This window comes from Hymenobacter gummosus (assembly GCF_003970915.1).
Lineage (GTDB): Bacteria > Bacteroidota > Bacteroidia > Cytophagales > Hymenobacteraceae > Solirubrum > Solirubrum gummosum.
In genome coordinates, this window is record NZ_RXOF01000043.1 from 1 (window position 1) to 294 (window position 294).

General features: G+C 61.9%; 1 protein-coding gene. It reads right to left on the reverse strand.

The annotated features are described in order from the left end of the window. On the reverse strand, window positions 1-294 hold a 294-nt coding region (locus EJV47_RS28300; protein ID WP_165903962.1), incomplete at both ends, for a hypothetical protein.

Consider the following 294-nt stretch of genomic DNA (forward strand, 5'->3'; position numbering starts at 1 on the left):
CTGTCGATGTACATGTGGTCGTAGTCCATCGACTTGCCGTACTCCGGGGCTCGGGGCTTGTCTTTGCGGTCCAGCACGAAGCGGGCATTCTGCAGGCTCACCGCCTCCACCTTGAAGTCGAAGGGCGTGGTAGTCTTGGTGGTGTCGGGCGCGCCGAGCAGGCGCTGAAAGGCCGTTAGGAACTCATCGAGGTTAGTTCCCTCGTTTTGGGCGCCGGGGTAGGCCACCAGCTCGAAGCGCGGCTCGGTAAGCGTGACCTTGCTGAGGTACAGCTTGTTGGGCGAAACCACCGAG